This window comes from Georgenia sp. M64 (assembly GCF_038049925.1).
Taxonomy (GTDB): domain Bacteria; phylum Actinomycetota; class Actinomycetes; order Actinomycetales; family Actinomycetaceae; genus Georgenia.
The window spans coordinates 4,057,617-4,079,539 of the sequence record NZ_CP145809.1; the positions used below are offsets into that span (position 1 = coordinate 4,057,617).

24 protein-coding genes and 1 other annotated feature are annotated in these 21,923 nt (G+C 72.8%); of the genes, 14 read left to right on the top strand and 10 right to left on the bottom strand.

Features of this window, described 5'->3' with window-relative positions:
* Nucleotides 1-2: 2 nt before the first annotated feature.
* Nucleotides 3-134, bottom strand: a complete 132-nt coding sequence (locus AAEM63_RS18090) for a hypothetical protein (RefSeq protein WP_341359600.1) — start codon at nt 132-134, stop codon at nt 3-5.
* Between the two features lie 63 nt (nt 135-197).
* On the opposite strand from AAEM63_RS18090, the gene AAEM63_RS18095 reads away from it, so the two are divergent.
* Together AAEM63_RS18095 and AAEM63_RS18100 are read left to right on the top strand one after the other, a co-directional pair.
* A complete protein-coding gene (locus AAEM63_RS18095; protein WP_341359601.1) occupies nt 198-1,244 on the top strand; it encodes a zinc-dependent alcohol dehydrogenase family protein in 1,047 nt (348 codons plus the stop codon).
* Nucleotides 1,241-1,627: a DUF5655 domain-containing protein gene (locus AAEM63_RS18100; RefSeq protein ID WP_341359602.1), complete on the top strand. Its 387-nt coding sequence runs from the start codon at nt 1,241-1,243 to the stop codon at nt 1,625-1,627. Before AAEM63_RS18095 ends, AAEM63_RS18100 begins: the two co-directional genes overlap by 4 nt.
* 124 nt (nt 1,628-1,751) lie before the next feature.
* On the opposite strand, the gene AAEM63_RS18105 is transcribed toward AAEM63_RS18100, so the two are convergent.
* On the bottom strand, nt 1,752-2,591 hold the full coding sequence (locus tag AAEM63_RS18105; protein ID WP_341359603.1) for a nucleotidyltransferase domain-containing protein: 840 nt from the start codon (nt 2,589-2,591) through the stop codon (nt 1,752-1,754).
* A gap of 111 nt (nt 2,592-2,702) precedes the next feature.
* Here AAEM63_RS18105 and AAEM63_RS18110 point away from each other — a divergent pair, with 111 nt between their 5' ends.
* The 5 genes from AAEM63_RS18110 to AAEM63_RS18130 all read left to right on the top strand — a co-directional run bounded on the left by AAEM63_RS18110 (nt 2,703) and on the right by AAEM63_RS18130 (nt 8,819).
* The gene (locus tag AAEM63_RS18110) at nt 2,703-3,473 is read left to right on the top strand and encodes an alpha/beta fold hydrolase (protein ID WP_341359604.1); all 771 of its coding nucleotides are present in this window, start codon (nt 2,703-2,705) and stop codon (nt 3,471-3,473) included.
* A 12-nt stretch (nt 3,474-3,485) separates the two neighbouring features.
* Nucleotides 3,486-4,595, top strand: coding sequence for a glutamate--cysteine ligase (locus AAEM63_RS18115; protein WP_341359605.1), 1,110 nt, complete (start codon nt 3,486-3,488; stop codon nt 4,593-4,595).
* Nucleotides 4,596-4,956: 361 nt separating this feature from the next.
* Nucleotides 4,957-5,427 (top strand): sigma-70 family RNA polymerase sigma factor, encoded by a 471-nt coding sequence (locus AAEM63_RS18120; protein ID WP_341359606.1) that lies wholly within the window; start codon nt 4,957-4,959, stop codon nt 5,425-5,427.
* Between the two features lie 135 nt (nt 5,428-5,562).
* A complete protein-coding gene (locus AAEM63_RS18125; protein WP_341359607.1) occupies nt 5,563-7,005 on the top strand; it encodes a hypothetical protein in 1,443 nt (480 codons plus the stop codon).
* Nucleotides 7,006-7,130: 125 nt separating this feature from the next.
* Nucleotides 7,131-8,819 (top strand): patatin-like phospholipase family protein, encoded by a 1,689-nt coding sequence (locus tag AAEM63_RS18130; RefSeq protein WP_341359608.1) that lies wholly within the window; start codon nt 7,131-7,133, stop codon nt 8,817-8,819.
* Here AAEM63_RS18130 and AAEM63_RS18135 read toward each other — a convergent pair.
* The 3 genes from AAEM63_RS18135 to AAEM63_RS18145 form a co-directional block, all read right to left on the bottom strand.
* Entirely contained in the window at nt 8,755-9,651 is an 897-nt protein-coding gene (locus tag AAEM63_RS18135; RefSeq protein WP_341359609.1) for an SDR family oxidoreductase, read from the bottom strand. The genes AAEM63_RS18130 and AAEM63_RS18135 overlap by 65 nt on opposite strands.
* Nucleotides 9,648-9,878 (bottom strand): hypothetical protein, encoded by a 231-nt coding sequence (locus AAEM63_RS18140; RefSeq protein WP_341359610.1) that lies wholly within the window; start codon nt 9,876-9,878, stop codon nt 9,648-9,650. The genes AAEM63_RS18135 and AAEM63_RS18140 overlap by 4 nt, the downstream gene beginning before the upstream one ends.
* A gap of 62 nt (nt 9,879-9,940) precedes the next feature.
* Nucleotides 9,941-10,930 (bottom strand): threo-3-hydroxy-L-aspartate ammonia-lyase, encoded by a 990-nt coding sequence (locus AAEM63_RS18145; RefSeq protein ID WP_341359611.1) that lies wholly within the window; start codon nt 10,928-10,930, stop codon nt 9,941-9,943.
* Nucleotides 10,931-11,019: 89 nt separating this feature from the next.
* On the opposite strand from AAEM63_RS18145, the gene AAEM63_RS18150 reads away from it, so the two are divergent.
* Together AAEM63_RS18150 and AAEM63_RS18155 are read left to right on the top strand one after the other, a co-directional pair.
* Nucleotides 11,020-11,148, top strand: a complete 129-nt coding sequence (locus AAEM63_RS18150; protein WP_341359612.1) for a hypothetical protein — start codon at nt 11,020-11,022, stop codon at nt 11,146-11,148.
* Nucleotides 11,149-11,256: 108 nt separating this feature from the next.
* Nucleotides 11,257-11,403 carry a hypothetical protein gene (locus AAEM63_RS18155; protein ID WP_341359613.1) on the top strand — a complete coding sequence of 49 codons (147 nt, stop codon included), beginning with the start codon at nt 11,257-11,259 and terminating at the stop codon, nt 11,401-11,403.
* A 591-nt stretch (nt 11,404-11,994) separates the two neighbouring features.
* Here AAEM63_RS18155 and AAEM63_RS18160 read toward each other — a convergent pair.
* Nucleotides 11,995-13,326, bottom strand: a complete 1,332-nt coding sequence (locus tag AAEM63_RS18160) for an ATPase (protein WP_341359614.1) — start codon at nt 13,324-13,326, stop codon at nt 11,995-11,997.
* A gap of 66 nt (nt 13,327-13,392) precedes the next feature.
* On the opposite strand from AAEM63_RS18160, the gene AAEM63_RS18165 reads away from it, so the two are divergent.
* Nucleotides 13,393-14,678, top strand: a protein-coding gene (locus tag AAEM63_RS18165; protein WP_341359615.1) for an IS3 family transposase whose coding sequence is annotated in 2 segments (ribosomal slippage) — nt 13,393-13,696 and nt 13,696-14,678 — 1,287 coding nt in all. Because the reading frame shifts where the segments join, the coding sequence is not laid out codon by codon here.
* Nucleotides 13,692-13,841, top strand: a sequence feature (AL1L pseudoknot). (Overlaps the previous gene by 150 nt.)
* Before the next feature lie 247 nt (nt 14,679-14,925).
* Here the strand turns inward: AAEM63_RS18165 and AAEM63_RS18170 are convergent.
* Nucleotides 14,926-15,312: a hypothetical protein gene (locus tag AAEM63_RS18170; protein ID WP_341361406.1), complete on the bottom strand. Its 387-nt coding sequence runs from the start codon at nt 15,310-15,312 to the stop codon at nt 14,926-14,928.
* Between the two features lie 305 nt (nt 15,313-15,617).
* Here AAEM63_RS18170 and AAEM63_RS18175 point away from each other — a divergent pair, with 305 nt between their 5' ends.
* From AAEM63_RS18175 to focA, 3 genes are read left to right on the top strand one after another with little or no spacing between them, the layout of a single operon-like run.
* On the top strand, nt 15,618-17,141 hold the full coding sequence (locus AAEM63_RS18175; protein WP_341359616.1) for a molybdopterin-dependent oxidoreductase: 1,524 nt from the start codon (nt 15,618-15,620) through the stop codon (nt 17,139-17,141).
* Nucleotides 17,142-17,152: 11 nt separating this feature from the next.
* On the top strand, nt 17,153-17,383 hold the full coding sequence (locus AAEM63_RS18180; protein ID WP_341359617.1) for a hypothetical protein: 231 nt from the start codon (nt 17,153-17,155) through the stop codon (nt 17,381-17,383).
* A gap of 35 nt (nt 17,384-17,418) precedes the next feature.
* Nucleotides 17,419-18,318 carry a formate transporter FocA gene (focA, locus tag AAEM63_RS18185; protein WP_341359618.1) on the top strand — a complete coding sequence of 300 codons (900 nt, stop codon included), beginning with the start codon at nt 17,419-17,421 and terminating at the stop codon, nt 18,316-18,318.
* A 70-nt stretch (nt 18,319-18,388) separates the two neighbouring features.
* Here focA and AAEM63_RS18190 read toward each other — a convergent pair whose 3' ends face one another.
* Both AAEM63_RS18190 and AAEM63_RS18195 read right to left on the bottom strand, forming a co-directional pair.
* A complete protein-coding gene (locus tag AAEM63_RS18190) occupies nt 18,389-19,231 on the bottom strand; it encodes a hypothetical protein (RefSeq protein WP_341359619.1) in 843 nt (280 codons plus the stop codon).
* Nucleotides 19,232-19,248: 17 nt separating this feature from the next.
* Nucleotides 19,249-20,292 (bottom strand): hypothetical protein, encoded by a 1,044-nt coding sequence (locus tag AAEM63_RS18195; RefSeq protein ID WP_341359620.1) that lies wholly within the window; start codon nt 20,290-20,292, stop codon nt 19,249-19,251.
* Nucleotide 20,293: 1 nt separating this feature from the next.
* Between AAEM63_RS18195 and AAEM63_RS18200 the strand changes: the two genes are divergently transcribed.
* Nucleotides 20,294-21,031: a YfbU family protein gene (locus tag AAEM63_RS18200; RefSeq protein WP_341359621.1), complete on the top strand. Its 738-nt coding sequence runs from the start codon at nt 20,294-20,296 to the stop codon at nt 21,029-21,031.
* Nucleotides 21,032-21,218: 187 nt separating this feature from the next.
* Here the strand turns inward: AAEM63_RS18200 and AAEM63_RS18205 are convergent, their stop codons facing one another.
* Complete coding sequence (locus AAEM63_RS18205; RefSeq protein ID WP_341359622.1) at nt 21,219-21,788, bottom strand: recombinase family protein; 570 nt, start codon at nt 21,786-21,788, stop codon at nt 21,219-21,221.
* Nucleotides 21,789-21,923: the final 135 nt, after the last annotated feature.

Sequence of the window (21,923 nt, forward strand, 5' to 3'; positions counted from 1 at the left end):
CCTCACGCGTGCGGGTCGGGCTCGGCGCGCAGCAGGTCGGCGGCCTCCTCCTCGGGGCGCGGGGGGATGGTCTCGTCCTCCTCGAGGAGGACGGGCTCGTCGTAACGGGGGTCGTGACCCGGCTGCTCGCTCATCGTGGCCTCCAGTGACGGTGGGGCCCAGCGTATCCCCGGCCTCCCCGCGCGTACGATCGCGGCGTGCTCGCGACCACCATCCACGCCCCCTTCGACATCCGCCTCGAGGACGTCCCGGACCCGCGGATCCTCCGCCCCACCGACGCGGTGGTGCGGGTCACCGCCGCCTGCGTGTGCGGGTCGGACCTGTGGCGCTACCGCGGGGTCGTCCCGGTGGCCGACCCCTCCCGCATCGGCCACGAGTTCGTCGGGGTCGTCGAGGAGGTCGGGTCGGAGGTCGGGACGGTCCGCCCGGGCGACTTCGTCGTCGCGCCGTTCGCGTACAGCTGCGGGGTGTGCGCGAGCTGCCGCAACGACGTCCAGACCTCGTGCGTCGTCGGCGGCTACTGGGCCGGCCCCGACCGCGAGGGGAACATGGTCGACGGCGGCCAGGGCGAGGCGGTCCGGGTGCCGCTCGCCGACGGCACCCTCGTCGCCCTCCCCGAGGCCCCCTCCGAGGACCTCCTGCCCTCCGTCCTGACCCTCACCGACGTCATGGGCACCGGTCACCATGCCGCCGCACGTGGCGGCGTCCGCCCCGGCTCGACCGTTGCCGTCGTGGGCGACGGCGCCGTCGGGCTCTGCGCCGTCATCGCCGCCCGCCGCCTCGGGGCCGAGCGCGTGGTCGCCTTCTCCCGGCACCCCGACCGGCAGGCCCTGGCGCGGCGCTTCGGGGCCGACGACGTCGTCGCCGCCCGCGGGGACGAGGGCGTCGCCGAGCTGCGCGACCTGCTCGGCGGAGGCGCCGACGTCGTCCTCGAGGCCGTCGGCAACCTCGACGCCATGGAGCAGGCGATCGCGGCGACCCGGCCCGGCGGCACCGTCGGCTACGTCGGGGTCCCCAACGGGATCCCGCACCTCTCCCTGCGCCCGCTGTTCGGGAACAACATCGCCCTCGCCGGCGGCGTCGCCCCCGTGCGCGCGTACCTCGACGAGCTCCTGCCGGAGGTGCTGGCCGGCTCGATCGAGCCCGGCCTCGTCTTCGACCTCAGCCTGCCGCTCACCGAGGTCGCCCGGGCGTACGAGGCGATGGACCGCCGTGAGGCGGTCAAGGTCATGCTCCGACCGTGAGCCACGGCTCCCCCGGCCTCCCGGCCGACCCGCGCACGCCCGAGGAGCTCTTCGCCGGCTCGGCGACCGGCCAGGAGATCCACGACGCCGTGGCCGCCGCCGTCGCCGCCCTGGGCCCGCACGAGGTGCGGGTCTCCCGCAGCCAGGTGGCGTTCCGCCGTCGCCGCGGCTTCGCCTACCTCTGGCGGCCCGACCGGTACCTGCGCTCCGACGTGCCGGCGGTGCTGTCGGTGGCCGCCCCCGAGCGGTCGGACTCCCCGAGGTTCAAGGAGTCGGTCAGGCCGGCGCACCTGTGGATGCACCACCTCGAGGTGCACTCGCCGGCCGAGATCGACGACGAGGTGCGCGGCTGGCTGCGCGCGGCCTACGACGCCGCAGGCTGAGCCGGTCCCGTACCGCGCCGCGAGTCGCACGGCACGTCGAGGCACTGCACCGCGAGTCGCACGGCACCTCGTGGCACTGCACCGCGAGTCGCGCGGCACCTCGTGGCGCAGCGCGCCGCACGCGCTACCGGCTGCGGCGGTGGACGTTCTTGACGACGTCGCGGACCACCACGGTCGCGGTGTCGAGGGCCTGCTCGAGCGTCTCGGTGCCCGTGCCGAGCTCGGCGAGGACGCCGTGGCAGCGCGCCGAGAACCCCTCGGGGGCGCCGGGCAGCCGGTCCGCCGCGGTGATGGCGCCCTTCTCGTTGACCAGCCACCGGCCCGCGTGACCGTGGATGGCGTGCGCGCAGAGGAGGAACGCGCGGAACAGGCAGCCCGCCACGTAGGTGGTGTCCCGCCGGGCCACGGCCTTGTGCGCGACGTCGACGAGGAAGCTCGCCTCCCACAGCCCCTCGCGCAGGGCGACGGCGAGGGCCGGCGGGTACTCCGCGAGCTCGGCCTTGAGCGCGGCGAGCTCGCCGGTCGGGTCGGCGAGCACGACGCCGAGCGCCACCTCCCCCGCGTAGGCGAAGTCGGGCACACCCAGGGGGTGACCGGCCTGGGTGTGGAAGGCGTACCGGCCTCCGCGGGCGTCCGACCAGGCCCGGTGCACCCGGTCGAGGTCACGGTAGATGAGGTCCACGGCGCCGCCGGCGAGGCGGAGCCACGCCCCGCCGTCGACCCACGGCCCCCACTCCCCCGGCCGGCTGACCGTCGCCCCGGCGCCGGCCACCTCGCGCACGACCGCTCCCAGCGCCGCCACGTCGAGGGGAGCGCGGTAGTACAGGCCGAGATCGACGTCGGAGCCCGGCAGCTGCTCGTCGCGCGCGTGACTGCCCCCGAGCATCACCCCGACGACACCGCCGACGCCGGTGACGCGCGTGGCGAGCCCGGTGATCAGCTCGTCCAGCTCGGGCTCGCCCACGTGGTCGATCCTCCCGCAGCGCGGCGGCCGCGTCGAGACCGTCCGGCGGTCGCGGGGAGCCGCGGGACGACGACCACGTCGGGACCGGTCGCCGGGCTCTACGGTGGTGGCGTGGACCTCGCGCACGACGTGACCGGGACCGGCCCCGCCGTCCTCCTCCTGCACGCCGGTGTCGCCGACCGGCGCATGTGGGACCGCCAGCGCGACGTGCTGGTTGCGGCCGGGCTGCGGGTGGTCCGCGCCGACCTGCCCGGGTTCGGCGGGACCCCGGCAGCGGCGGAGGACTACGACGAGGCCGCCGAGGTCCTGGGCCTCATGGACGCGGTCGTCGGGCGGGGCACGCGGTTCGCCGTCGTCGGCTCGTCGTACGGCGGGTCCGTGGCCCTCGCGCTGGCCGCCCGCCGGCCCGAGCGGGTCGGCGCCCTGGTGCTCGTGTGCCCGGCCGCCGGCCTCCTCGAACCCGGACCGGACCTGCGGCTGGTGTGGCGGCGTGAGGCCGAGCTGCTCCAGGCCGGGGACGTCGACGGTGCGGTCGCGCTGAACGTGGCCACCTGGCTCGGGCCGGAGGCCGGCGACGACGCCCGCACCCTCCTCGCGGCGATGCAGCGGCGCGCCTTCGACCTGCAGGCCCTCGGGGGGGCCGAGCCGGTCGAGGTGCCGGTCGACCTCGCCTCCGTCACCGCGGCGACGCTCGTCGTCGCCGGCGGCCACGACCTGCCGGAGTTCCGCGCCGTCGCCCGGGCGGTGACGGCCGCCGTCCCCGGCGCCGAGCTCGTCGAGCTGCCGTGGGCCGGGCACCTGCCCTCGCTGGAGCGGCCGGACGAGGCCGCCGTCGTCGTCCGGGACTTCCTCATCGGACGGATGGTGGACGCGCACCGCTGACACACTGGCCTGGTGCGCACCGTGGGGGTGGAGGAGGAGCTGCTGCTCGTCGCGCCGGACGGCGGGTCCGCGATGGCGGTCGCCGCGGAGGCGCTGGGGCACGCCGACGCGCTCGGCCTGCGCCGGACGCCCGGCGACGAGCCCGGCGGGGTCATCGAGCACGAGATGACGCGCCAGCAGCTCGAGGTCGACACCCGGCCCCGGGCCGCTCTGGACGCCCTCGAGGAGGAGGTCCGCGCCCTGCGCGCGCGGGCCGCGACCGTGGCCCGGGCGGCCGGGGCCGAGGTCGCCGCGCTCGCGACGTTCCCGCTGCCGGCCCAGCCCCTCGTCGTGGCGAAGCCGCGCTACGAGGCTATGGCGGCGCGCTTCGGCGAGACCGCCCGGGAGTACCTCGCCTGCGGCTGCCACGTGCACGTCGGCGTCACGGACCGCCAGGAGGCGGTAGGGGTCCTGGACCGGGTACGCGGCTGGCTGCCCCCGCTGCTGGCGCTGAGCGCCAACTCGCCCTACTGGCAGGGCCGCGACACCGACTACCACAGCTTCCGGAGCCAGCTCATGGGTCGCTGGCCCTCGGCGGGCCCGCCGGACCTGTACGGCTCGGCGGCCGCCTACGACGCGGCGGTGACCGCCATGATCGGCTCGGGGGTGCTGCTCGACCCCGGGATGGTCTACTTCGACGCCCGCCCCTCCCACCGCTACCCCACGCTCGAGATCCGGGTCGCGGACGTGTGCCTCGACCCCGAGGACACGGTGCTCGTCGCAGGCCTGGTGCGCGCTCTTGTCGAGACCGCCGCGCAGGCGTGGGCACGCCACGAGCCGCCACCCGCGACCCCGACGGCGTTCCTGCGGCTGCAGGACTGGCAGGCGGCCCGCGACGGGCTCTCGGCAGACCTCGTCGACCCGCGCACCGGCCGGCCGGCCCCGGCCGCGGACGTGCTCGCCGCGCTCGTCGACCACGTGGCCTCGGCCCTGGAGGCGAGCGGGGACACGGATCTGGTGCACGGCGGGCTCGACCGGGTGCTCGCCCGCGGGTCCGGGGCCACCCGCCAGCGTGAGGTCCTCGCCCGGACCGGGTCCCTGGCCGACGTCGTCCGCGACGCGGTGGCGGTCACGACCGGCTGAGAACGCCCGCCGGACCCACCACACGACCGGCTGAGAACGCCCGCCGGACCCACCACACGACCGGCTGAGAACGCCCGCCGGACCCACCACACGACCGGCTGAGAACGCCCGCCGGACCCACCACACGACCGGCTGAGAACACGCCCGCCGGGCCCCACCAACCCGGGGTGTCGTCGGCTCCACGGGCCCGCGGGCCGTGAGCCTCACGGCCGCCGGTCCCGGCAGGGAGCAAGATGTGGCCAGGTGGCGACACAGAAGGGCGAGGGCACCGTCGCGGCAGCGTTGTCGCGAGGTGCCGGGGACGGGCAGTGCCGGCGGACCGCCACCGGGCCGGTCCGGCCGGCGGAGCGAGGGAGCGCACGTGGACGAGCGGGACGAGGCATGGTTCGACGCGCTGTTCCGTGCCCACGCCGCGGCCGTCTACCGCTACCTCTACCGGCGCGCGCCCCGCGACGCCGAGGACCTCGCCGCCGAGGTCATGACGGTGGCCTGGCGCCGCCGGGCCGACGTGCCCGAGGGCGCGGAGCTCCCCTGGCTCTACCGCACCGCCGGCTTCGTCCTGGCGAACCACCGGCGCAGGCACACGGCCGTGCCGATCGCCGACGCCTCGGGCGAGGTCGACGACGGCGACCCCGCGGACGTGGTCGTCGCCGACGACGAGGTGCGCGCCGCCCTGGCGACGCTGAGCCCACGCGACCGCCGCATCCTGCTGCTCCACGCCTGGGAGGGCGTCGGCGGTGAGGAGCTCGCCGCCGTGCTCGGCATCTCCCGGGGCGGTGCGGACGCGGCGCTGTCCCGGGCGCGCGCCCGCCTCGCCGCGGCCTGGGCGTGAGGGAATCTGCGCATCGTGTGAGGACGGCGTGCGGGACCGGTGAGGTCGCCGCGCAAGATCCTTCCTCGTCGGCACACATGCCGTGGTGACAGACCGTTTCCGCGGACGACCCGCGGCGGGTCCGAGGAGGTTGTCATGAGCGAACGACACGACGCGATCGACCGGCTGCGGGCCGCCGACCCCGCCCGCGGCGTCGAGCCGGACCTCACGGCCCTGCGCGCACGGGTCGACGCCGGCCGGACGGCCACACCGGCGGCCGCGCCGGCGGAGGCGCGGCACGACGACCCGGCCCGGGCCGGCTCGACCGGCGGGACGGTCGTCGACCTGGCCGAGCGTCGTCGCCGTCGTGGCCTCCGCCTGGGGGCCGCCGCCGCCGGGGTGGCTCTCCTCGCCGGGGCCTTCGGCCTCGGGCGGACATTCGGGGCCCCGGAGGGCGGCGCGCCGTCGGCCGCGCCGGCGATCTCGCTCGACCGCGCGCAGTCCGAGGCCGCCTCGTCCGGCGGGCTGGACGCCTCGACGGCGATCTACCCCGCGCCCAGCTCGAGGCACACCACCTTCCGGTCGGAGGGCCTGAGCGACGACGGCGGGAGCGCCGTGGCGTGGGCCTACGACGCGACCGCCCGCTTCGGCCCCGACCAGGTCCGGGAGCTGGGCGCCGCCGTGGGGCTGTCCGGCGAGCCGCGCCAGGAGTTCGGGGCCTGGGTGCTCGGTCCCCAGGACGGCACCGGCCCCTCCCTCTCGGTGGCCCCGGACGGCATGACGTCGGTGAGCTTCTACGACCCGACGAAGGAGCCGTTCCGCTGCGCCGCCGTCGGGGGTGGCACCGAACCGGGCGCCGTGACCGAGCTCGCCCCGGCCACCGAGCCGGACGCTTCCGCCGAGCCCGGCGCCGCCGGCGAGGATCCCGCGACCTCCGACATGGTCGAGCCGCTGCCCGCGGAGAGCTGCGGACCGGTCGACCTCGGACCGGCGCCCACGGGTGAGGCCGCCCGCGCGCAGGCGGCGGACGTCCTCACCGCCGCCGGCCTCGACCCCGCGGACTTCGAGCTCGTCGACACCGCGCTCGGCGACACGACGATGACCGAGGTCCTCGCCCACCACGTCGTCGACGGCCGGCGCACCGGCGCGAGCTGGTACATCATGCTCACCGGCGCCGGCGTGCAGAGCTTCAGCGGCCCCGTGGCCCCCCTCGTCGAGCTCGGCGACTACCCCGTCATCGGCGCCGCGAGCGCCGTCGAGCGCCTGACGGACCCGCGCTTCAGCGACCTCGGCACGTTGAGCATCATGCGTGAGCCCGACCCCGCCGCGGCCGAGGGCGGCGCCGACGACACCGTGACCAGCGACATCGCACCCGACGACGCGTTCCCGACCGAGCCGCCGGCGCCCGTGACGGCCGGGCAGCCCGTGCCGTGGCCGGTGGAGGAGGTCGCCATCACCGGCGCGACGCTCGGGGTGGCCCAGTACACGACACCCTCCGGCGCGGCCATGCTCCTGCCGGCGTACGCCCTCACGTCCGACGACGGCCGCACCTGGTCGGTCCTCGCCGTCGCGGAGGACGCGCTCGACCTGGCGTCCTGACGGCGCTGCGGTGGTGCGGCGGCGCCACGGCGGCGGCGGCGCCACGGCGGCGGCGGCGCACCAGTCGGACACCACCGCGAGCAGTCCCGGGCACCACGCCCGGGACTGCTCCTAGCCTGGTGTCCATGCGACGGATCCTGCAGCTGCCCTGGCGCGCCCGGCCCGAGGTCGTCGGCCTCGTCCTCAGCGGCGCCGGCGCCCGGTCGAGCTTCCAGATCGGGGCCCTGCGCTACCTCTACGACGAGGTCGGCATCACCCCGCAGGTCATCAGCGGCACCTCGGCGGGTGCGATTCTCGGCTCGGTGCTGGCCCAGTCCGGCGACCACGCCGGCCAACGGCGCGCCCTGGCCCACCTCGAGCGCCTGTGGCTGGGCATGCAGGACGACTCGGACATGTTCACCGAGCTCGACTGGTACGCCAGGCTCCGCGTGCGGGGCCCGGGCCTGATGAACGCCTTCACCCGCCGCGAGCGCCGGCAGGGCCCGCTCGGCCGGTCCTTCACCCGGGCGGCGTCCCTCACCTCGCAGCGCCTGGGCCTGGGCCGGGACGAGCCGGGCGTCGGTCCGGCAGACCCCGCCACCAGCACGGTCGCGGGTGCCGCCTCGCCGGCCGCCGGTGCCGCCTCTCCCGCCACCGGCGCCACCTCGCCCGCCGCCGGCGCCACCTCTCCGGGCCGCGCCCGCACAGCCGCACCCGTCGGCGGCGGCGCGCGTGCCGCGGTGGCCCCGGAGGAGCCCGCGGCGGGCAGCGACTGGAACCCGATCAGCGTCGTGGACGTCATCTCCGCCATCCGCGAGGTGGGCCGCGCCCGGCCGGACCTGGAGATCATCGTCCGCGGTGCCGAGCACGCCCGGTCGATGTACCGGCCCGGACCGATCGTGGACCGGCTGCTCGACCCCGAGGTGTTCGACCCCGCCCGGGTGGCGACGTCGGGCGTCACCTTGCGCGTCGCCGTCGTCGGGCTCGAGTCCGGCGAGCTGCGCTACGTCACCGAGTCGGGCCGGCTCGTGGACCGGGAGAACGAGCCGGTGCCGGACGAGCCCGTCGTCGACCTCGCCGAGGCGATCCGCGCCTCGTGCGCGATCCCTGCGGTCTTCCCACCGGTCCGGCTGGGCTCGGAGCACTACGTCGACGGCGGGGTGCGCGAGACGCTGCCCACCGAGGTCGCCGTCGAGCACCTCGGCGCCACGAAGGTCTACGCCGTCGTCGCCCCGCCGGCGGGCGTGCCCCGGCAGGAGAGCTACGCCCAGAAGGACATGCTCTCCATCGTGCTGCGCTCCACCGCGGGGATCATGTCCGACGAGGAGCTGCGTGACGAGGTCGAGTACGCCCGGGCGGTGGGCGCCGTCGTCATCACCCCCGACCTCGACGTCCACGACGCCCTGACGATCGACCCCGGGCTCACCGCGATCGCGATGGCCTACGGGTGGTTGCGCGCCGCCGAGGTCGTCGAGGGGGCGTCGCCCGCGGAGGAGCAGCTGACGCGCGACATCATCCAGCTGCGCCGGGACGCGTGGGCGCTCGAGGACGCCCTGCTCGCCCCCCGCGAGGCGGACGACGACGTGGCCCGGCAGCGCGTCCCGTGGAGCCTGGGGACCGTGCGCCGGCCCGAGCCCGTCGCCGCCGAGCCCGACCTCACCGAGCTCGCCGGGCTCAAGCACCGGCTGCGGGCGATGGTCAGCCAGGCGTCACGCCGCCCGCCGGGCGCCGAGGAGTGGTGGCGCAGCTTTGAGGCGCACCCGTTCGAGATCACCCGGACGCCGGACTGGACCGGCGGAGCAGCTCGCGAAGGCTCGTCGCGGGTCGGCCGGTGAGCCGGGCGACGTCGTCGCTGACCCGCTCCATCTCCCCGGCCGCGATGGCCGTGTAGGTGCTGACCCAGGCGTCCACCTCCCACCGCGGGGCGCCGAGGTGGGCCCGGGAGGCGTACGCCTCCTCGAGCGTCTCGTCGTGGTACCGCACGGGGCGGCCGGGGGCGGTGAGCTCGGCGGCGACCTCGCCCAGGGTGAGGGCCTCGGGACCCGTGAGCTCGTAGGTCGCGCCGTCGTGCCGGGCGGGGTCGCGGAGCACGGCGACGGCGGCGTCCGCCACGTCGTCCAGGGCGACGGCGGACACCCGGCCCTGACCGGCCGGGCCGCGGATCACCCCGTCGTCGCCGGCCAGGAGCGGCAGGAAGTCGGCGTAGAGGTTGTCACGCAGGATGACCGTCGCGACACCGCTCGCCCTCAGGTGCTGCTCCGTCGCGTTGTGGAGGCGCGCGTGGGCGAAGGTCGCGTCGGGCGCGGCGCCGAAGTACGACGTGTAGACCACCCGCCGGACGCCGGCCGCCACCGCCGCGTCGACGAAGGTCCGGTGCTCGGTCTCCCGGTCGGGGGACTCCGACGCCGAGACCATGAAGAGGGTCTCGACGCCGTCGAGCGCGGCCCGGGCCGCCCCGTGGTCGCCGTAGGTGGCCGCACGGACCTCGGTACGGGGCAGCTCCGGGGCACGCGCGGGGTCGCGGACCACGAGCAGCTGCTCCACCCCGGCGTCGGCGAGCCGCCGGGCGACCCGCCCGCCGAGCTGGCCGGTCGAGCCGGTGACCGCGATCCGCCCGCCGGCGGCGCGGACGGCACCTGCGCCGTCGGCAGCCACGGGGCGACTCACACGCCCGGCGTCCGCGGCTCGTCGGTGGCAGCGTCAGCGGCACCGGGCGCACCGGTGCCACCGGCGGAGTCGGCGTCCTCGGGCTCCTCGGTGTCGGCGGGCACGCGCGGCGTCTCACCCTCGACGCCGAAACCCGGTGCGGTCTCCGGGGCCCCGGTACCGGGGTCGGCCGCGGGGATGCCGTCCTCGTCCGCCGGGTGGAGGTTGGGCTGGAAGGGCTGCGCCATCGACATGGTCCCTGCCTACCACCAGCCTACGACGCGCGCACGCCCACCGACGTGCGGGCGGGTCAGCCCTGACGGCCCGCGTCGGGCCCGACGAGACGGGCGTAGCGGTCGAGGTCGACGTTGCCGCCGGACACGACCACCCCGACCCTGGCACCGGGGAGGTCGGCGGCGATCTGGCGGAGACCGGCGAGGCCCAGGCCCGCCGTCGGTTCGACGACGATCTTCATCGTGGCCGCGAAGGTGCGCATCGCGTCCACCAGATGGTCGTCAGAGGCGGTGAGGACGTCCTCCACCTCGCGCCGGACGATGGGGAAGGTGAGCTCGCCGAGGTGGGTCGTCTGGGCGCCGTCGGCGATGGTCACGGGCGTGTCGATGTGCACGACCCGGCCGCTGCGCAGCGACTGCCGGCCGTCGTCCCCGGCTGCGGGCTCGACGCCGAGGATCCGGGCCGCGGGGCTCAGGGCCCGCACGCTCAGGGCCGTGCCGGCGAGGAGCCCGCCGCCACCGAGCGGCGTGAGGACGACGTCGAGCTCGCCCACCTCCTCGATGAGCTCCTTGGCGGCGGTGCCCTGGCCGGCGATGACGTCGGGGTGGTCGTAGGGCGGGACGAGTGTCAGGCCACCCTCGGCGGCCAGGGCCCGGCCGATCTCCTCCCGGTCCTCGGTGTACCGGTCGTAGGTGACCACCTCGGCGCCGTAGCCACGCGTGGCGGCGACCTTGCTCGCCGGAGCGTCGAGCGGCATGACGATGGTGGCCGGGACGTCGAGCAGCCGGGCCGCGAGCGCGACGGCCTGGGCGTGGTTCCCGGAGGAGTACGCGACGACGCCCGCCCGGCGCTGCACCGCGTCGAAGCGGGACAGGGCGTTGAAGGCGCCCCGGAACTTGAACGCCCCGACCCGCTGGAAGTTCTCGCACTTGAAGTACGCCCGCAGACCCAGCTCGGCGTCCACCCGGGAGGACGTCAGGACGGGGGTGCGGTGCGCGTGGCCGAGGATGCGTTGCGCGGCCGCGGCGACGTCGTCGAAGGTCGGCAGGTGGGCGGTGTGGTCCATGGGTCCTTCCCGGGTTGCTTTCCCGCAGTCAACCACCCGGAGCGAATAATCCGTTGCGCGCCGGTCGCCGTCGGTGGTGCGATGTCTCCATGTTCATCGACCGCCCCGCCACGGAGCGCCGGACCACCGGCGTGCCGCTCGTGCGTGAGGTCGGCGAGGCGTTCGCCCCGGGGGCCTTCCCCGCCGGCGTCGCAGAGCGCGGCACGGCCCGCGCCTGAGACGGGGCGCCGCCGACGGCGACCCCGCACCTCCCCACTCCGTCCGCTCCCCGCGGCACGGCACCGGCGCGCCGCCGCGCCCCCCGACCGACCCGAAGGAGGCATCCCATGGACCCCGTCCTGGACTCGTACACCGCGCGGCACCTCCAGGGTGCCCTGGACCGGAGGCTCACCCGGCTCGGCGCGGTCCCGACCCGGCGCTCGACCGGCACCCCGGCCGTCCCGGCCTTCCCCGGTCACGGGAGGAGCCTGTGACGACACCGATGCCCCGCGCGCCCAGAAGCACCTCGGCGCCTGCCGCACCTACCTGCGAGCACCCCACCACGACCCCACGAGAGGAGGAGAGCTGATGGACACCTGGCTCGAGCTGCACAGGCTCCGCTCGGCGGAGCTCATCAACGAGGCCCAAGCGGCACACGTCCGCCGCGAGCGGTCTCGAGGCGTGCGCGTCTGGAGCCGCTGAGCTCTCCGCACGTCCACCTCGGCCCGGGCCGACCGGATCTCCTCCGGTCGGCCCGGGTCCTTCGCGTGTGTCTCACCCGCCGCAGACCTCCCACCCCTCACCCGGCGCCGCCCTTCCCCCACCTCACCCGGCGCAGCCCTTCCGTCGCCTCACCCACACCGCAGCCCTTCGCGGGCCTCACGCCCGGAGCCCTTTGGCCGCGCTGGCCTCTACGGCGGCGCGGACCTCACGGTGGGGTCGGCTGTAGAGCACGACCCGGTCGCCCTTGCTGGGCCGTCCGATGCGTCCACTCATGCTGGACACCTTTGCAGGCGTGCTTGCAGAAAGGCGGCACCGTCGTCGGTGTGTCGCGCGATGGCTGGGGCAGTGGTCATCGCGGGGCCTCAGAGCCCTCGGGCGACGGCTGCGGCGGCGTGGAGCCACGCGCGACGGGTGCGCTCGTTGAGCGCGCCCAGCCGCAGCAGTCCGTCGACCATGGCGGTATCGAAGGGGACGGTGACGGCCTCGCGGGCGAGGGGTTCGAATCCGGTCGCGATGCGCTGGACCTGGGCTGGGGTGGCTTTGGGATCGGCCTGGCTGACGATGACCACTGCGCCGGCGGCCAGCTCGGCTCCGCGGTGGTCGCGTTCGGCCAGGGCTTCGAGCAAGAGGGCGCCGGCCTCGGCGTGGTCATCGCGGGTGGTGGTGGCCACGACGATCTGGTCGGCGTGGTCGATCATGCGCAGCCACATGGGGTCGGACTCGTCGTTGCCCGAGTCGATGAAGATCAGGCGGTAGTACTTGGCCGCCACGGCGTGGATGGCGTCGACGTCGGCAGGCTCGACCCGCTGCTCGTGGGCAAGTGCCATGGGCTTGGAGCGCAGGACGTCGAAGCGGTCGCGGGTCTGGTGGTGGACGTAGTGGGCCAGGTCGGCGGACTGGGCCGCGGTGCCGAGCAGGCGATCGGCCTGAGGCAGCAGCTCCAGCAGGGTGGCCGCGTGGGGCCCTTGTTCGGTGCGCCAGCCGAGTGTGCCGCGGGTCTGGTTGTTGTCCCACGCCAGCACGCCCGCCCCGCCGTAGCGGGCGAAGATGGCGGACAGCAGGATGGTGGAGGGGGTCTTGTTCGCCCCGCCCTTGCCGTTGACGATGGCGATGGTGCGCGGTCCGGGCCAGTGTTGGCTGACGGCCTGCTCATCGGCTCGCTGGCTGCGCTCTTCCTCGCTGGGCCCTACCCGGATCCCGATCCGGGTGAGCATGCCGCGGACGCCTGTGGTGGCCGGCTCTTCGCCCTGGTCGTTGGTGAGGAAGGACGGACGCTGCTCGCGCCGCCTGGGGTGCGCAGCTGGTGGTGCCTCGCGCACCCACGGGGCTGGTGAGGCGGGCTCCGTGGTGGGTGGTGGCGCAGGAAGTGTGCTTTCGGGCGTGGCTGCTGGGTTTGGCTCGCCGGAGGTTGCCTGGCGGCGGCGTGAGCGACGTTGGGGTGGGGCCTCGGCGTCCTCGTCGGCCTCGACGGTGCCGTCTGGGTGGACGATCAGTGGCCAGGTGCCGTCCTGGTCGGCGGCGGTGGCGCGTACGGGCCGGTTGACCTTGGCGGCAGTTTCGGCGATGACCGCGACGATGGCGGCGCGGGCTTGCTCGGGCTGCGTGGTTTCGATGGGGCGAGAGGTGCCGTTGATGATGACCTCGCCGGTGCCGTCCTCGCGGATGACAGCCTCGATGCGGGGCCAGGTCGCCACTGTCCTGGTGGTTGAACCGCCCTGGGTTCGGTGGAGACTCCTGAGCTTGGAAACGAGGATGGAGTCATGGCATCTGGACAGAGCGCTGGGAGGCCGACGACGCGTCGGTACAGCGAGGAGGAGAAGGCCGCCGCGGTGCGGATGGTCCGTGCGCTGCGCGCCGAGCTGGGGACCTCGCAGGGGACGGTCAAGCGGGTGGCGGACCAGTTGGGCTACGGGCCGGAATCGGTGCGCATGTGGGTCAAGCAGGCCGACATCGACGCCGGCGAGGTCGCTGGGGTGAGCACCGAGGAGTCCGAGCGCGTGAAGGCCCTGGAGCGCGAGGTACGCGAGCTACGCCGCGCGAACGAGATCTTGAAGCGGGCTGCGTCTTTCTTCGGGGCGGAGCTCGACCGCCAGTACAAGTGATCGTGGCCTTCATCGACGACAACCGTCAGGACGTCGTGGAGGGCCGCAAGCTCGGAGTCGAGCCGATCTGCACCGCCCTGCGCCAGGCAGGCGTGCAGATCGCTTCGAGCACCTACTACGCCGCCAAGTCCCGCCAGCCCTCGGCCAGGGCGGTGCGTGATGCCGAGCTGACGCCCCGGCTGCGCCAGCTGTGGGAGGCCAACTATCGCGTCTACGGCGCCCGGAAGCTGTGGAAGGCCGCCCGCCGCGAGGGACTGGACGTCGGCCGTGACCAGGTGGCGCGCTTGATGCGCGCCGAGGGAATCGCCGGGGTGGTGCGCACTGCGCGGCTGCGCACCACGCGTCCAGAGCCGGCAGCGGCCCGCCACCCTGACCTCGTGGACCGGGACTTCACCGCCTCGGAGCCGAACCAGCTGTGGGTCACCGACCTGACCTACGTGCCCACCTGGGCAGGGATCGCCTACGTCTGCTTCATCATCGACGCGTTCTCCCGGGCGATCGTGGGCTGGCGCGTGGCGTCCAACATGCGCACCCAGACCGTGCTGGACGCCATCGAGATGGCCCGCTGGTCCCGCGGCGCGAAGCTGCCTGGGCTGCGCTGCCACAGCGACGCAGGATCGCAGTTCACCTCGCTGCGCTACGGCGAACGCCTGGCCGAGATCGGCGCCGTCCCCTCCATCGGGACGGTGGGTGACTCGTATGACAACGCACTGGCCGAGACCGTCAACGGCTACTACAAGGCCGAACTCATCCGTGGCCCCGTGCGCACCGAGCGCGGGCCGTGGAAGAACGTGGAGGACGTCGAGCTCGCCACCCTCGGCTGGGTGCACTGGCACAACACCCAGCGCCTGCACGGCTACCTCGATGACCTCCCGCCCATCGAGTACGAGCAGGCGTACTACGCTGCCAACCGGAGCGACCAAACCCTGGTCGCAATCCAATAGTCCGAGTCTCCATCAGACCCAGGGCGATTCACCTCGAGGTAGCACGCCAACGCGGACTGGCCGACATAAACGCTGCGCCAGATCCCATGGGGATCGTCCCAGCGTCCGGAGAAGCGTCCTGCTTCGGCGTACTGCCAGGGCGTCCACGTCCAGGGGTCTGGCGCGTATCCCACTCGCCAGACCGGGCATCCAGCGGCGTCCTCACACACCAGGACACCGCTGGCGGTGACGGCGTTCGCGCGCCCCCTCACCCGACGGCAGCGAACTGGCGTGCGGCGGCCAGTACAGCGGGACCGACGTCGTCAACATCGCCCTCGCGCAGCACCCGGGCGGGGGAGCGGTCCTCCAGTGCGGGATTGAGCCCCTGGAACCAGGCTTGGACCACAGCTGGCGTGTCACGTTCGGCCAGCAACCGGGCCGCCTGGTAGGCCAGACGCAGCCGGCGTAGATCCCCGGCCGAGACCCGGCGAGTCCCCTCCGCCCATTGACGCACCGCTCGCGTCTCCTTTACCCCACCCAGATACGCCACGAGCCTGGCGCCCAACAGGTCCCGTAGTTCGGCGACGAGCTGTGCCGGCTGGATGCGCACCGCGTTGACGTAGGCAAGGTCAGGCCGAGCTGGCGTGACTGACATGGCGATCACCTCATACTCGTCATCTCAGAACCCACGCGATATCACAACCTTGATCACATCCAACACTACGTGCTCAGAATCAGCCCTCTGGTAGTCAGGCGGTGTGCGGGTGCGTTCTCGGGAGTGGAGCTCGCGGTTCGTACTGCGGGAGGGGCTCCTGATCGATGGCAAGTAGCCGCATCAGACGAAAGCCAGGGCAACCTGCGTGACGCTTTGCCCTCCGGGTGCTCGTGGGGAACGACGCCGTTATGGTGACGCGCAGCACTAGCGATCGACAGTTGACGCCGAATTGAGGCATTTGTCCTATGGATCCCGATTTTCCTGCCTGGCTCCGCACTACCCACCTGTTGAACTTCGTCCTTATCGGCATGCTGTTGCGCAGTGGGTGGGAGATTCTGGCGTCGTTGCCGCGGTTGTGGTGGAGCAATGACAGCGCCCCGGGTAAGGAGTGGTTGAAGTTCACCCGGCGTGAGTTGCCCAGGGAGGAGGGCGTCTACACCTCGCTCATGGACGAGCGGTCCGCTCATCCGGTCTTCACGCTGCCGGGGAAGAAGAACATCGGTCTGGGGCGGCACTGGCACGGGCTCAGCGCCACGCTGTGGCTGCTCAACGGTCTGGTGTACAGCGTGCTGCTCTTCGCGACTGGACTTTGGCAGCGGATCATCCCCACGTCGTGGGACGTCTTTCCCGAGGCGTGGGAGTCGCTGCGGGTGTACTTCAGCTTCGAGGCCCCCGGGATCGAGCACTTCCAGCCCTATGACGCGCTGCAGATGCTTGCCTACACCTTCGTCATCTTCATCCTCACGCCGTTCCTCGTCCTGACCGGCATCGCGATGGCGCCGGCCGTGCGCTCCCGTTTCCCCTGGTACGTGAAGTTCTGGGGCGGTCACCAGGGGGCGCGGTCGCTGCACTTCATCGCCATGGTGCTGATGACGCTGTTCATCATCATGCACGTGGGCCTGGTCTTCCTGGTTCACCCCGAGTACAACTTGCCGCACATGGTCTTCGGCGTGACCGACACCTCCCGTTACGCCCAGGCCTTCGCCGTCTCGATCCTCACGATCGTGGCCGTGTTCGCGTTCTGGATCGCGCTGAGCTACCTCACGCTGGCCGACCGCCCGCGCTCCCACCGCTTCCTCGTGGGAGTCACCGAGCCGATCCGTAAGCTCGCGTTCGGCTGGATGAAGCCGCGGATGAGCCGGCAGAACACCTACACCGAGAAGGACATCTCCGAGTTCCACTGGACCAACGGTCTGCCGCCCACCCAGGACGAGTCGCCCGAGTGGTTGGAGTACCGGGACAACGACGACTGGGAGGGTTGGCGCCTGGAGGTGCGCGACAATCTCAATGACCGGTCGGTCGAACTCAGCCTGGACGACCTGCGCCGGCTGCCCAAGGCGGAGTACATCGCCATCCACACCTGCATGCAGGGCTGGTCGGCCACCTCCAAGTGGGCCGGCGTGCGGCTGAAGGACCTGCTGGAGCACGCCCTGGGCCCGCGCCCGGAGGGCGCCAACTACGTCATGGTCACCTCCCACGGACTGGCGCAGGAGATGGTCGACCACCGTCCCCGCGAGCCGTTCTACGCCGTCCTGGACATGCAGATGGTCCAGGAGGAGGACACGGTCTTGGCCTACGAGCGCAACGGGAAGCCGCTGGAGATCCATCTCGGAGCGCCGGCCCGGCTGCGCGTGGAGTCCAACCACGGGTACAAGATGGTCAAGTGGGTGAAGTCGATCGAGTGGATCGACGACTACGCCAAGTACGGCGACGGCCGTGGCGGCACCCGCGAGGACGGCGCCATGCAGGCCTTCAACGGCCGGATCTAGGGGAGCCCCGGATGCAGGAGATCGAGAACACCACCTTCGTCATCATCGGCATGGACACCGCCGAGGACGCCCGGATCGTCAAGGACCGGCTCTACCACATGGGCGGCCTGGGGGGCGTGGCCACCGAGATCATCCCCGGTGGCCAGTCGCGAATCCACATCAAGCACAAGGCCGAGATCACCCTCGACCGGGCGCTCATCGAGGAAGTGCTGCGGGTCGCCGGCGATTACCGCCTCGCCTGACGGGCCGTGTCCCACCACCGCACGACAGGAGTCTCATGCCGGACGCGCAAGGAATCCTCACCCCCGCCCAGGTGGCCGAGGCCGCCGAGGACGCCGCCTACGCCAAGGCCACCGGCCGGCCACTGAAGTCCTTCCTGCTCGGCCTCACCGCCGGTGGGTACATCGCCCTGGGCTTCGTCTTCTTCGTCACCAGCCAGGTCGGCGCCGCGGACCTGCCGTGGGGGATCGCGCGAGTCATCGGCGGCGTCGTGTTCGCCACCGGGCTGGCGCTCGTCGTGCTCACCGGCGCGGAACTGTTCACCTCCTCCACCCTCACCCTCACCGCCCGGGCGAGCGGCCGTATCACCTGGGGCCAGTTGCTGAAGAACTGGGGCGTCGTCTACGTCGCCAACTTTATCGGCGCGCTGACCATCGTGGCCCTCGTCTTCCTCGGCGGCACCTGGCGCGGTGCCGACGGCGGATGGGGCGCCGTCGTCCTGTCCACGTCGCTGGGCAAGGTGAACCACCCGTTCCTCGAGGCGTTCGTCCTGGGGATCCTGTGCAACCTCATGGTCTGCCTGGCGATCTGGGCCGCCTACTCCGGGCGCACGACGACGGACAAGATCCTCGCGGTCACGATGCCGATCGCGCTGTTCGTCGCCGCCGGCTTCGAGCACTCGGTGGCCAACATGTTCATGATCCCGCTCGGGCTGCTCATCAAGTACACCGCCGGTGCGGACTTCTGGGCCGAGGCCGGCCTGGTCCAGGGCGACTTCGCCGGGCTCACCTGGGACGCGTTCCTCGTGGACAACCTGCTGCCCGTCACGCTGGGCAACATCGTCGGCGGCGGGGTGATGATTGGGATCCTGTACTGGACGATCTTCCACCACCTCGACGGGCCACGGCCGCAGCCGGAGCAGGGCGGCAAGGGCACCGCGTCGGCTGCGGGAGCCTAAAGGGCGGCGGTTGACCGCAGAGGCCGGCCACGGGCGACACCCGGTGCGCGTAGTCAGGAAGGAAGGCCGGTCACAGATCAAGGCCGCTGCGCTGTCGCTGTGGCCCCCGTGTTCGAGTCTTACGAGCCTCCGCTGTCCTGGTTGCGGCCCGGACTGCCTCGGTGGCCGGCCTGCCCTGACTGACGTCTGCCCGGATCTGGGTGGCGACGACCTTCTGGTCGATGCCTTTGGCTTCGAGGTCGTGGGCCGTGGCCCGCCTTCTCTCTGCGCTGTCGTACATAGCACGGCCATCTGCGCGCAGATGGTCGGCGGCGGCTTCCCGACGCTCGGCCTCGGCCGTTGCTCGTAGCCGTTCATCCGGGTCGGGTTCGTGGTGAGCGCCGGCGCGGGCTTCTTCCGCGCGGCGCTCTTCGTGGTTCGCGTCTCTCAGCAGGCGGTGAGCCTCGGCGCGATCGGCCTGGTCGTGGGAGCGCTCGACGTCTGCTTGGGCACGTTGGTGCTCGGCGCGCTGGAGCGCGGCCTGCACTGCGGAGGGTGAGGCGCCGGTGTTGTCGGCGTCGATGCCGTAGCGGGTGCGCAGCTCGTCTCGGAAGCGCTGTTCTGCCCTCACGGCCTCGGGGTCCTCGTGAGCCCACGCTCGGGCCACCTGCCAGGCGTGGCCGACCTGCTCCGGGGTGGCCCTGTCCCACCAGTCGGGGCGGTACACGCTGGCGAGCTCGACGCGCGCGGCGCGGCGCTCGGCCTCGAGCCGGGACTGCATCTCTCGCGCCTGTTGCTCGCTGTGCGCCTGGGCGCGCCGCAGCGCCTGCTCACGGGCTCGAGCTAGTCGCTCTGCGACCTGGCCAGCGGCGGTGACGAGGATGCGGACCTGGCCCTCGAAGGCCTCCTCGATCCCGTCGGTCTCCTCAGCCATGATGACTCCCCCCTTGTTCATCGTTCCGGGCCGCGCTCTGCGCCCGGTTTGGTCGTGGTGCGGCGCTCGGTCGGTTCGAGCTTGGCGGGTAGTGGTGAGGCGGCCTTGGTCGCGTCGTGCGCGTTGCCTGCGCTCAGCCGGTCAAGCATCGCCTGGGCTTGCGGATCAAGCGTCCGTGTCCGCTGCGCTGTCGCTGTCCCCGTGGACGCCACGGGCTGCGGTAACGCGTCGCGCAACCGCACCAGGCGGACACGGGTGTCCTCGGCCAGGAGCCGGGCCTGGCGCACCTGGCCGGCGGCCACGGAGGCGTCGTGCACGGCCTGGGTCAGCCGGAGGAGCTGGCGGATCATCGCGGCTTGGGCGACGGCGCCCCTGCCACCCCGGGTGGCACTGGCGAGCAGCATCGCAGCACCCGAGATGGCCACCGTGCCGGCCCTGGTGGGTGGCACGGTACGGCGGTAGGTCTGTGCCGAGCGCGACAGCGCTTCGGCGGCCGCGGCGAGGTCACCGGGCGTCTCTTCGGTCGCGTTGGACCAGGCGGCCAGCGCCCCGGCGGTCTGCCGGGCGACGGTGGCCCAGGTGTCGCGGTCCTCCACGTCCACCGAGCGCAGCCGGTCGACCAACGCGCGCAGCTCGGCGCTGCGCTGCTCCCACAGCTGAGGGTCCGGCTCGCGGGCCTCACGGCCAGGCGAGACAACGCGCTTACCCCGCTTTGCGGCGTTCCACTCCGCGACCGCCTCACTCGCGCCGGTGGGCGTGTCGGGCCAACCGTCACGCAAGCGCGGCAGGCTGAGGTCGCGGGCCAGGTTGCCGCCGCCGTACCAGATCGGCCGTTCGCCGGCCTCGGGTCGCTGGGCGACCGTGTATCCGGTGACGACGTCGGTGCGGCCGGAGGCGTAGCGCGGTCGCACCAGGAGGCCGGAGCGGCGCATCCGGCGGACGAACTCGGCTTCGGACTCACTGGCGGTCGCCGCCGCGCGCACATTGAGTGACAGGAAGTAGCGCGGCTGGTCGCTGCGTAGTTCGGCGCCGATGCGCGCCTGGCGGTCCGGTCCGCTCAACGTGGGTCTGTCGCTGTCCGACCTTGTGCGCACCACACTCGAGAACCTCTTGCTGCGCCGCGACGACGCATCGCCCGGCAGGACCACCGAGGTCGCTCCCCGGAGCCTGAGCCCTTACGAGCGCCAGATGCTTGCGTTGCAGCACCGAATCCTGGCTCACGTGATGCCCGCCGACCACGCTGATGCGCCGACGGAGGACTGTGCCCGAGTCGAAGGCGACCCTGCTTACCAACGGGAGCGTGCTCAGATCCTTGAGGGCGGATACGTGAGCGAGTACCGGGATGTCTTTATCAGCACTGAGCCAGAGCTTCCCGCGAGCGAGTCCAACTTTGTCATGGACCTGCTCGACATGTTCCGCGTGATCACCTTCAGCATTCAGCGACTCCGGGGTGCCGGGACCGAGGTTGACGAGGAGCTGGAGCGCCGCCTGCAGTTCCACGGCTTCGACATCCAAAAGCCCGACGAAGCCCGGCTTCTGGACTACGTGCGTCACCTCGTTGACGAAGATCGCTGGCCGGAAATCCTTCCGCTACTCGGCCGCGAGCACGATTACGGAAACTCTCACCATCCCACCAGGGCCACTTACGACCGCCTCCTGACCGAGTACAACACCATCCGAGACGAGCGAGGGTTCTCGACCCGGATCGATAGTTGCCTGCTCAGCTTCGAGGAGCTACAGCGACTCGGGGTGGCGTACGTCCACCCCTCCAACCGGACCCGTGAGACTGACAAGGACTAGAGCATCCTGGGGCCACAGCGCCTGCACCGCCGCTCCCGCCCGTAGACCTCGCGAGCAGATGGCGAGAACGGGCCTGGCTGGCAGGTCAGCGGGGGCGGAAGGTATCGACCTCGTTGAGGCCCCGTGGGTGTTACGCGCGCCACCGCGTAGGGGGCGGTCTGGTTAGGGCGCGTTCTTGTGCCCTCGGCTAATCAGCCGCAAGGTAGCGGTAGACCGTTGCCCGCGACACTCCAAGAGCCTTGGCAATCCGTGTTGGGCTCTCGCCATTGGCACGGCGGGCGCGGGCGACGGCGAGCTTGTCGGAGTCCATCACCCTGGGCCGACCCCCGACGCGCCCCTGCGCCCGAGCGGCCGCCAGGCCGGCCATAGTGCGTTCTCGGATGAGGTCGCGTTCGAGCTCGGCGAAGGCGGCCATCATCGTGAAGAAGAACTTCCCCTCTCCCGTCGGGCTGTAGCTGCCGGCGAGCGTCCCTGTGAGGACGCGTAGACCGATACCTCGGTCACTGAGGTCGTCGGCGACCGTGAGGATGTCCTTGGTCGAGCGGCCGAGCCGGTCGAGCTTCCACACGACCAGGGTGTCCATGCCATCGCGCATGTAGTCCAACGCGGCGGCTAGCCCTGGGCGGTGGCTGGATCGGCTGCTGATCTTCTCCTCGAAGATCTTGATGCAGCCGGCCGCTTGGAGGGCGTCGCGCTGCAGCTGGGCGTCCTGGGCGTTGGTGGACACGCGGGCGAGCCCGACGAGGTTGTACGTCATCCCGCAAGCGTCTCAGAAACGGTCGCAGAACAAGGGCGCAACACGGCCGATTGTGGCTTGCGTCGTTATATGGCGGGGTTCTATCGGAGTTGTGTGGCGGCCGGGTCAGCTGACGCCGATGGCGAGGGTGCTCGC

Excerpts from the sequence above, each read along its gene's own strand:
- AAEM63_RS18090 (WP_341359600.1), bottom strand. The coding sequence starts at position 134 with ATGAGCGAGCAGCCGGGTCACGACCCCCGTTACGACGAGCCCGTCCTC.
- AAEM63_RS18125 (WP_341359607.1), top strand. The coding sequence starts at position 5,563 with ATGAGCGAACGACACGACGCGATCGACCGGCTGCGGGCCGCCGACCCC.
- AAEM63_RS18130 (WP_341359608.1), top strand. The coding sequence starts at position 7,131 with ATGCGACGGATCCTGCAGCTGCCCTGGCGCGCCCGGCCCGAGGTCGTC.
- AAEM63_RS18140 (WP_341359610.1), bottom strand. The coding sequence starts at position 9,878 with ATGGCGCAGCCCTTCCAGCCCAACCTCCACCCGGCGGACGAGGACGGC.
- AAEM63_RS18145 (WP_341359611.1), bottom strand. The coding sequence starts at position 10,930 with ATGGACCACACCGCCCACCTGCCGACCTTCGACGACGTCGCCGCGGCC.
- AAEM63_RS18150 (WP_341359612.1), top strand. The coding sequence starts at position 11,020 with ATGTTCATCGACCGCCCCGCCACGGAGCGCCGGACCACCGGCGTGCCG.
- AAEM63_RS18155 (WP_341359613.1), top strand. The coding sequence starts at position 11,257 with ATGGACCCCGTCCTGGACTCGTACACCGCGCGGCACCTCCAGGGTGCC.
- AAEM63_RS18170 (WP_341361406.1), bottom strand. The coding sequence starts at position 15,312 with ATGTCAGTCACGCCAGCTCGGCCTGACCTTGCCTACGTCAACGCGGTG.
- AAEM63_RS18175 (WP_341359616.1), top strand. The coding sequence starts at position 15,618 with ATGGATCCCGATTTTCCTGCCTGGCTCCGCACTACCCACCTGTTGAAC.
- AAEM63_RS18180 (WP_341359617.1), top strand. The coding sequence starts at position 17,153 with ATGCAGGAGATCGAGAACACCACCTTCGTCATCATCGGCATGGACACC.
- focA (WP_341359618.1), top strand. The coding sequence starts at position 17,419 with ATGCCGGACGCGCAAGGAATCCTCACCCCCGCCCAGGTGGCCGAGGCC.
- AAEM63_RS18190 (WP_341359619.1), bottom strand. The coding sequence starts at position 19,231 with ATGGCTGAGGAGACCGACGGGATCGAGGAGGCCTTCGAGGGCCAGGTC.
- AAEM63_RS18205 (WP_341359622.1), bottom strand. The coding sequence starts at position 21,788 with ATGACGTACAACCTCGTCGGGCTCGCCCGCGTGTCCACCAACGCCCAG.